The organism is Macellibacteroides sp. (assembly GCF_050251695.1).
Taxonomy (GTDB): domain Bacteria; phylum Bacteroidota; class Bacteroidia; order Bacteroidales; family Tannerellaceae; genus Macellibacteroides; species Macellibacteroides fermentans.
In genome coordinates this window covers 22,035-30,012 of the sequence record NZ_JBFWMI010000037.1, presented here as the reverse complement: position 1 = coordinate 30,012, position 7,978 = coordinate 22,035, and the positions used below count along the sequence as shown (strand labels likewise).

General features: G+C 43.8%; 6 protein-coding genes. 2 read left to right on the top strand and 4 right to left on the bottom strand.

What is annotated here, in order from left to right:
• Positions 1 to 124: 124 nt before the first annotated feature.
• Positions 125 to 1,009 (bottom strand): TIM barrel protein, encoded by an 885-nt coding sequence (locus AB7E53_RS07420; protein ID WP_068182729.1) that lies wholly within the window; start codon positions 1,007 to 1,009, stop codon positions 125 to 127.
• An 80-nt stretch (positions 1,010 to 1,089) separates the two neighbouring features.
• Here AB7E53_RS07420 and AB7E53_RS07415 point away from each other — a divergent pair, with 80 nt between their 5' ends.
• Positions 1,090 to 2,439: an MATE family efflux transporter gene (locus tag AB7E53_RS07415; RefSeq protein ID WP_446774972.1), complete on the top strand. Its 1,350-nt coding sequence runs from the start codon at positions 1,090 to 1,092 to the stop codon at positions 2,437 to 2,439.
• Here the strand turns inward: AB7E53_RS07415 and AB7E53_RS07410 are convergent.
• The 3 genes from AB7E53_RS07410 to AB7E53_RS07400 all read right to left on the bottom strand — a co-directional run bounded on the left by AB7E53_RS07410 (position 2,417) and on the right by AB7E53_RS07400 (position 6,674).
• Positions 2,417 to 3,571: a glycosyltransferase family protein gene (locus tag AB7E53_RS07410; RefSeq protein WP_446774970.1), complete on the bottom strand. Its 1,155-nt coding sequence runs from the start codon at positions 3,569 to 3,571 to the stop codon at positions 2,417 to 2,419. The genes AB7E53_RS07415 and AB7E53_RS07410 overlap by 23 nt on opposite strands.
• The gene (locus tag AB7E53_RS07405) at positions 3,568 to 4,368 is read right to left on the bottom strand and encodes a UDP-2,3-diacylglucosamine diphosphatase (RefSeq protein ID WP_446774968.1); all 801 of its coding nucleotides are present in this window, start codon (positions 4,366 to 4,368) and stop codon (positions 3,568 to 3,570) included. The genes AB7E53_RS07410 and AB7E53_RS07405 overlap by 4 nt, the downstream gene beginning before the upstream one ends.
• A 149-nt stretch (positions 4,369 to 4,517) precedes the next feature.
• The gene (locus AB7E53_RS07400) at positions 4,518 to 6,674 is read right to left on the bottom strand and encodes an elongation factor G (protein ID WP_446774966.1); all 2,157 of its coding nucleotides are present in this window, start codon (positions 6,672 to 6,674) and stop codon (positions 4,518 to 4,520) included.
• Positions 6,675 to 6,850: 176 nt separating this feature from the next.
• Between AB7E53_RS07400 and hemW the strand changes: the two genes are divergently transcribed.
• Positions 6,851 to 7,978, top strand: a complete 1,128-nt coding sequence (hemW, locus tag AB7E53_RS07395; RefSeq protein WP_446774964.1) for a radical SAM family heme chaperone HemW — start codon at positions 6,851 to 6,853, stop codon at positions 7,976 to 7,978.

Below are 7,978 nucleotides of genomic sequence, written 5' to 3'. Positions count from 1 at the left end.
GAGATTATATCGCCGTCTGCATCGTAATTAAAGAACCGCCGTATGCCGAACGGCATGTACGGTGGTGTGAGAGGTCGGAAAACAAAAGTAGGAAGAAAACTACTTTTGTTTTCCTCCTACTCGATTACCATTTAATATATTTTGCTTTCATGATAAAATCGTAATCGTACTTTATCGCTTCCAGGGGAGTCATATTGTATTTCTCCTGTTCTACATAGTAATCTTCCAACCCTGCTTTCTTTGCAACAGCAAACAATGCTTTGAAATCAACTTTTCCTTTACCCATCTCTGTACTACCATCGCCATCCAGATTTGCATCTTTCAAATGCCAGTTAGCGAAACGACCGGGGTATTTCTTGACATACTCATGGCACTGAAAACCGCCATGAACCATCTGGGCCGTGTCGATCTGAAAAGTAACCAGCTTGTTTTCAGTGTAATCCAGCAATACATCATATGGAATCTTACCCTCAAGCATTTTAAACTCCTCGATATGATTATGGAAAGCAAAGCGTAGTCCATTGTTGCGGGCAATTTCTCCCACTTTGTTAAACTGATCGGCCAGCCTTTTTACATCATCTATTGATTTAATATCTTTTGCAGGATATCCTGCCTGAACAATCCACTTACATCCTGCTTCGGCTGTATCGGCCGCATTCTGTTTCCAAAAATCCCATCCTTTGGTATCACCCATTGGAAGCAGTCCGCTTCCGGTGTGCGATCCGGTTAAGGAAGCGCCTAAATCAGAAAGGTATTTCTTAAATTCGGAAGGAGTTTTTCCATAAAACTTACCGTTACGATATCCTGCTGCTTCCAGCCGCTTATATCCGATTTCAATTACTTTGCGGATTGTTCCATCAAAATCCTTTTGCAAATCATCCCGTACGCTATACAATTGTAAACCGATGGCTTTTTCTTTAGGTGCCGATGCAGCCATAAGATCGTTCGGTAAAACACTCAGGGCAGTTAGCGCCACACCTGTTTTTAAAAAATCTCTTCGTGTAATCATATTAAATTTATTTCAGTTAAGTCGGAAGCCATAAAGGTAGAAAATATATTCTACTTTTGCATGAAAAATTATCATATAGAATGCAAGGGACTAAAAATCTGACAAGCGGACCCATTCACCGGCAACTTTTTAATCTGGCTGTACCTATTATGGGTACCTCCTTTGTGCAAATGGCATATAGCCTCACGGATATGGCCTGGGTGGGACGTCTTGGAAGCGAATCGGTTGCTGCTATCGGATCGGTAGGTATCCTTACATGGATGACAAACTCTATTTCGTTATTAAACAAGGTAGGATCTGAGGTGAGTGTCGGACAAAGTATCGGTGCTCAGAATGCCCCGGATGCCCGCAGCTATGCATCTCATAACCTCACTTTGTCTCTTATTATCTCAATTTGCTGGGGTCTGATCCTTTTTATCTTCGCAGAGCCTATCATGCAGATTTACAAATTGGAACCGGCTATCACAGCAAAGGCTGTCAACTACCTGCGTATTGTTGCTACGGCCTTTCCTTTTATATTTTTATCAGCTTCTTTTACAGGAATCTACAACGCATCCGGACAGAGTAAGATTCCCTTTATGATTAGCGGAATAGGCCTTTTGTTGAATATGATACTGGATCCGCTTTTTATCTTCGGATTCGGGTGGAATACGGAAGGAGCAGCTATTGCCACTTGGGTTTCTCAAGCAACAGTGCTTGGATTATTTATCTTCCGGCTTAAGAAAAGAAAAGAGGTGCTGGGCGGTTTTGCTTTCTTTACGAAGCTGGAAAGTCGTTTTGTAAAACGCATCTTCAAATTAGGATTGCCGGTAGCCATATTGAATACACTTTTTTCAATAATAAACCTTTTTATGGCCAGAACCGCCTCATTATATGGCGGACATATCGGATTGATGACTTTAACGGCGGGTGGACAGCTGGAGGCCATTGCCTGGAATACGTCGCAAGGATTCAGTACGGCACTCAGTGCCTTTGTGGCGCAGAACTATGCCGCGGGAAAGAACGACCGGGTTTTAGGTGCTTATGCAACGACTCTTAAGATGACAGCTGTCTTCGGAACATTTTGCACGTTGTTGTTTGTGTTTTGGGGCAGCGAACTTTTCTCATTGATTGTTCCCGATCCTCAAGCCTATAAAGCCGGAGGTGTCTTTTTACGGATCGATGGTTATTCCATGTTGTTCATGATGCTGGAGATCACCACACAAGGGCTTTTCTACGGAACCGGCAGAACCATCCCCCCAGCAGTAATAAGCATTGGATTCAATACGCTACGTATTCCGCTGGCCATGCTGCTGGCTTCCATAGGTATGGAGATTACAGGAGTCTGGTGGGCCATTAGTTTAACAAGCATTGCAAAGGGAATAACCTCGGCAGCTTGGTTTGCTGTATTAAAAAGGCGGATACTCGTTACAAAGGGAGACGATGACTAATCCGGTATACCCAGTTGGTGGCAAAACGACGGAAGTTAGTCTTTGCATAAGGCTCCATCAATAAATCACTTCTGAATTCTCTCATGATAAGCCAGGAGGACTGATTTACCCAATGCCGGAAAGTTTCGTTTGAACGGTGCGTGTCTGATAACGTGAGCAACTTATCCAGATCAAAGGTGCTGTTTGCCACTCCCGCGCCCGAAATCATCGCATCATGGGCATTACATACCTGCTCAATGTGAGTCGGCACCATTAATACCGGTTTGTTCAGGTACATAGCCTCACATACAGATTCAAACCCGGCTGTTGTGGCATACGCCTTGGCGCCAGCCATATATTGTACAAACTTTGCATCGTCCAATTGATGGAAACACAGCTTCTCATTTATTTCCACTGTTTGAGGGGCTCCCTTTTTATCCCAAAAAAAGTGCATGCAAACCTGTGGATGAGTTGTATGCCAAGCCTTCACCTCTTCACTGAATCCACTGTTCAGTATATATCCATGCAGATAATCACCCTGGGCGACTTTTGCTTCAATCACTTCATTCCTCAGGAGAGGCGGTACAACAACAATCCCTTTACGAGGAACTTCCCTCATTTTACGAAAAGAAAGTGCCAGCTTTTTTCTTGAGCCGATGGCTGTAACTTTGGTGAAAAATTTTAAAGAAGCCAGTGATATTTTGTTTAATTCGGGAAATTCAAACTCGGGATGCAGGAACATGTATTGGTGAGCAATGCAAATCATAATTGCCTTTGGGCGAAACAATAAGTACGTGAGTCCCGTCAGCATCTCATAAAAATTGACAACTACATCCGCTTTCGTTTCTTTGATCATCTCATTGATATAGGCGATGCTACGTAAATACTTATGACCGCGGCACACGTTGTACCCCACGCTTCTTAGAATAGTAACCTGTTTGTTTTTGGCCGAAGGAAGAAAGTTGGGACTTTCAAACGGAAAAACAGGCACGCCAATCTTATCACAAAAGAAACCCGGAAGCTGGCGTGAAGGACTTTTGCCTACTAAAACGCCAACAACTTCGTGCCCCTCATTATGGAGCATCTGCTTTAAGGAAAGAGCCTGTGTAAGGTGACCTCTTCCTTCTCCCTGAATCACAAAGAGAACCTTCATATTACTTCGGGATAAAGTATTTTATTACTCCAGGTATCTTCCGATACTTGTTGCATGCTATTATACTTAACAATCTTCCAGTCACCAAGTTCATTTTGAACCAATGCTGTCATACTTTCCACCCAATCGCCCGAATTCAGGTATCGGATATCGCCATACCATCTGTCGGCTGCCTGATGGATATGTCCGCATATTATGGCATCTGCCTTTTTCGATACGGCTAAAGCAACCAGTTCCTTCTCGAAATCCGAAATATAAGAAACCGCACTTTTCACCTTGCTCTTTATCCGTTGCGAGAGAGAGAAATAGGGCTTTCCCGATTTTTCCCTCTGCCTGTTATAAATCTTATTTACCCACAAAAGAAAAGTATAACCGATATCTCCAAGTCGGGCAAGCCATCTCATGTGTGTGGTAACCGAGTCAAATATATCTCCGTGCGTCACGTAGTATTTTTTACCGAAACTATGGAAAAGATACTCTTTTACAATGGAAACATTGTAAAAAGTCATCGGAGCCAGATGATCCAGAAAATCATCGTGATTACCGCGTACATAGATTATCTCCGTACCTTGTTTTTCCATCATTTTCATCAGAACTTTAAAAAAATCGGTATGTTTGTTTTTCCAGCGCTTCCCTTGTTTCTGTAACTGCCAGCCATCAATGATATCTCCGTTCAGAATCAACCGGTCGCAGTTAACATGTTTCAGAAAATTGGTGACCTCTTCTGTTTTTGAATGTTCGGAGCCTATGTGGATATCCGATAAGACAATGGTAGGATAGTAAGTTCTTAATTCCATAGTGTATTTATTAGCTACACAAAAGAAACAGATCTTTATTACAGGCGCATATCATCCGGATGAAAATAAGATTAAGCTTAAGAAAAAGGAGAGACACTCTCCGCGTGTCTCTCCTTTTATAGCTGGATATCCGAAGTCCCGGATAGTTGTTAATCTTCGGCCTGACTTGCTTCGTAAGCTTTCAGCAACTTATCCTGTACATCGGCAGGAACAAGTTCGTAGCTGGCAAACTTCATTGTAAACGAGGCTCGTCCACCGGTAATGGAACTTAAGGACGTAGAATACGAAGACATCTCTTTCAAAGGTACGCGTGCAGATAATTTTTCGTAACTCTTTTCACTGCTCATACCCATAATCATGGCACGTCTTCCTTGCAAATCGCCCATTACATCACCTAAATAATCGGCAGGCACCGAAACTTCCACATCATAAACAGGTTCCAGAATTTTAGGACCGGCTTCTTTAAATGCGGTACTGAAAGCATTTCGTCCTGCAAGCATGAAGGAAATTTCATTACTGTCAACCGGGTGCATCTTGCCGTCGTAAACCAAAACTCTTACATCGCGGGCATACGAACCGGTAAGCGGACCTTGTTCCATACGGGCCATAATTCCCTTCAGGATTGCCGGAAGGAAACGGGTTTCAATTGCACCACCCACGATACAGTTCACAAATACAAGCTTTCCACCCCAATCGAGATCTATAACCTGTGTATCGCGAACGTTCATTTTAAACTCCTGACCGTTGAATCTATAGGTGTCCGGAGCCGGCATACCTTCAAAATACGGTTCAACAATCAGATGAACTTCACCAAACTGTCCGGCACCGCCCGATTGTTTTTTATGACGATAGTCGGCTCGCGACGATTTGGTAATGGTTTCACGATAAGGAATTTTGGGTTCCAGAAATTCGATAGGAAGTTTATCGTTGTTTTCGATACGCCATTTGAGTGTACGAAGGTGGAATTCTCCCTGACCCGAAACGAGCAGCTGTTTCAGCTCCTTGCTTTGTTCAACAATCCATGTAGGATCCTCGGCTTTCATGCGAGTCAGAATCTCACTTAGCTTTTCTGTGTCAGCTTCATTTACAGCCTTGATAGCTCTCTTATATTTGGGGTTCGGGTATTTTATAAAGTCGAATCGATAATCGCAGCCTTTACCATTCAATGTATTTCCGGTACGCACATCCTTCAGCTTAACGGTGGCACCTATGTCACCCGCTACCATTTCCTCTACTTTATTACGTGTTTGTCCGGCTACTGAGAAAATCTGTGCGATTCTTTCCTTAGAACCACGGTCGGCATTCACCAAGTCGTCAGATTCCTTTACCTTTCCGGACATAACCTTGAAATAGGAAACCTCGCCAATATGGGGTTCAACAGTCGTCTTAAAGAAGAACAAGCTGGCAGGGCCATTTACTTCGGGCGCCACTTCGTCGCCATCCGTTGTAACCATCTTGGGCATTTTATCTACGCAAGGAACCACATTGCCTAAAAACTCGAGTGTACGACGTACGCACATATCACGTCCGGCACACACACAGAATACTGGAAACATCCCACGGGATAATAATCCCTGTCGGATTCCTTCCCTCATTTCGTCTTCAGTCAGCGTTCCCTGTTCGAAGAATTTCTCCATCAAACTCTCATCATTTTCAGCCGAGGCCTCTACCAATGCCTGATGGAATTCCATGGCTTTATCCATTTCCTCATCCGGTATATCAAGAACTTCCGGAACGCCCCCTTCGGGCTTCCAGCGATATAATTTCATTTTCAGCACATCCACAACCTGATTGAATCCCGATCCGCATACCACAGGATACTGGATAGGAACAACCTTGTTTCCGTAACGGTCTTTCAGCTGAGCCAGCACATTGTCGTAATCGGCTTTTTCCTGATCAAGCTGGTTTACCACGAAGATCACCGGTTTAGACAGCTTCTCCGTATAGCGGAAATGGTTGATAGTGCCTACCTCAACCCCGTATTGTGCATTCAGTACAATTACGGCTGTATCGGTAACGCTGAGAGCCGAAACTGCACCACCGATAAAGTCGTCCGAACCCGGACAATCGATAAAATTCAGTTTCCTACCTTGCCATTCAACACTGAAAACGGTCGAGAAAACAGAGTAACCATACTCTTTCTCAACCGGAAAATAATCTGATACGGTATTTTTCGCATCAACTGTACCGCGACGTTTTATTACCCCACCCTCGAAAAGCATTGCTTCTGCGAGAGTGGTTTTCCCAGAGCCCGAACTTCCCAGAATTGAGATGTTCTTAATTTCGTTTGTTTGGTATACTTTCATGCTATAAGGTATTAATTAGGTTTAACAATAAATCCTCTAAACAAGTATTTTCTAACGAGTCCGCAAATTATTAAAAGCAAGTGGGATAACCAATTATTATTAGCTGTTTGAGAACATAGTTATTCAGCACAAGTTTCTTTTTTTTGTTATATTTGCAAGGAAACAATACATTGAAAATGGCAGGCATTTATATACATGTTCCATTCTGCAGCAAACGTTGTACGTACTGCGATTTTTTTTCCAGCACCAACATGCAAAACAAGGAGACCTATGTAGACTCGGTTGTAAAGGAGCTGGAGCTTCGCAAGGAGTATCTTTCAGGCGAGGGAATAGGAACAATCTATTTTGGGGGAGGAACTCCCTCGCAACTGGACATACGGGCGTTCGAACGTATCTTTGAAACAATAACCCGGCTGTATCAGATCGATGAAGATGCAGAAATTACACTTGAAGCAAATCCTGACGACATGACTCCGGGTTACGTAGAGGGTATCGCCACGCTTCCTTTCAACCGGGTGAGTATGGGGGTGCAAAGTTTCAAGGACGAGGATTTGCACTTTTTAAACCGTCGGCACGACAGCAGGCAGGCATTTAAAGCCATTGCATTATGTAAGGAGAACGGCTTTACCAATCTCAGTATTGATCTGATATACGGACTGCCCGGTCAGTCGATGGAGGATTGGCAGTTCAACCTTGCGGAAGCCATCCGGCTGGATATTCCGCACTTGTCATCCTACCACCTGATTTACGAAGAGGGAACGCCTCTGTTCAGGCAGCTTCACGCCGGAAAGGTAAAGCCGGTAATGGAAGAGCTGAGCGTGGCGATGTTTACCGAGCTGATCGATACATTGACAGACGCCGGTTACGAACAGTATGAGATATCCAATTTTGCTAAAAATAAACTTTATTCCCGCCACAACAGCTCCTATTGGAAAGGTATCAAGTATCTGGGAGTAGGGCCCTCCGCCCACTCATTCGACGGCAAGACCCGTCAGTGGAACGTGTCGTCGATGACTAAATACTTTAAAGGGATCGCGGCCGGATTTCCCGATGTGGAAATGGAGGAGCTTGACACGAAAACCAGTTACAACGATTTTATCATTACCGGATTACGAACCATGTGGGGCGTTGATCTGCATGAACTTCAAAAACTATATGGCGAAGAGCTGCTTACCTACTGTATGAAACAAGCCGCTCCTCATTTGAAGAACGGCTTGCTGGTAAATGCGGATTCTGTATTGAAGCTAACCCGCCAGGGTATTTTTATTTCCGATGGAATAATGAGTGACCTGTTGTATGTATAG

Bases quoted from the DNA above. Each gene is read 5' to 3' on its own strand.
- AB7E53_RS07420 (WP_068182729.1), bottom strand. From the start codon at position 1,009: ATGATTACACGAAGAGATTTTTTAAAAACAGGTGTGGCGCTAACTGCC.
- AB7E53_RS07415 (WP_446774972.1), top strand. From the start codon at position 1,090: ATGCAAGGGACTAAAAATCTGACAAGCGGACCCATTCACCGGCAACTT.
- AB7E53_RS07410 (WP_446774970.1), bottom strand. From the start codon at position 3,571: ATGAAGGTTCTCTTTGTGATTCAGGGAGAAGGAAGAGGTCACCTTACA.
- AB7E53_RS07405 (WP_446774968.1), bottom strand. From the start codon at position 4,368: ATGGAATTAAGAACTTACTATCCTACCATTGTCTTATCGGATATCCAC.
- AB7E53_RS07400 (WP_446774966.1), bottom strand. From the start codon at position 6,674: ATGAAAGTATACCAAACAAACGAAATTAAGAACATCTCAATTCTGGGA.
- hemW (WP_446774964.1), top strand. From the start codon at position 6,851: ATGGCAGGCATTTATATACATGTTCCATTCTGCAGCAAACGTTGTACG.